Raw genomic sequence first — 561 nt, 5'->3', positions numbered from 1 at the left:
CAGATAAATACAGTGATAACAAGGCGTAAGTTTCGACATGTAGTTGTTATACTTGAATAAATTATAACGCAGTTAGCACTTTATTTAGCTCGCTAGAATGGTTAAATATTTAAGTCGATTGGTATTACACCAAGCCCAGCACAACGTTGGGCTTTTTATTGTCTAGTTTATAGTTTCTTCTTATGTCGTTAGCGAGTTGGGTGATTTTATAGAGAGTGCGGGTTTGTCTGTGATACCAGTCTGCATAAAGATTAAGTCAATTTGATCCAGTCTCTAGAGCATATGCTTTTAACCGTATCAGGATCAGGAATGAATTTATTCCACGCTTGCGAAACCTGTTCGACTATTTCTTCATAACCACTAAACACACGATTAGATAAACAGTGTTGCCGTATCCAACTCCATTGTTAAGGTTGTTTGAAACCCATTTATTGACACTGCCGCGCGCTGTATTTAGGCGCTTAGCAATATTCGTTCTGTTTTCACCCTCAAAGAATAATGAAACAGCAAGCAGGCGTATGCGCTTTCTTGCATTAGGCTCTTTACGTGATAAAGCTAAAA

At 38.1% G+C, this 561-nt stretch carries 1 pseudogene; it reads right to left on the bottom strand.

The features are described 5' to 3' along the window. Window positions 1-343 precede the first annotated feature (343 nt). Window positions 344-561 (bottom strand): annotated as a pseudogene (locus tag H5158_RS23205) (helix-turn-helix domain-containing protein); the annotation flags it as partial.

This window comes from Pseudoalteromonas sp. SR45-6, assembly GCF_014163545.1.
Classification (GTDB): domain Bacteria; phylum Pseudomonadota; class Gammaproteobacteria; order Enterobacterales; family Alteromonadaceae; genus Pseudoalteromonas; species Pseudoalteromonas rhizosphaerae.
This window is presented reverse-complemented; position numbering and strand designations above follow the sequence as displayed.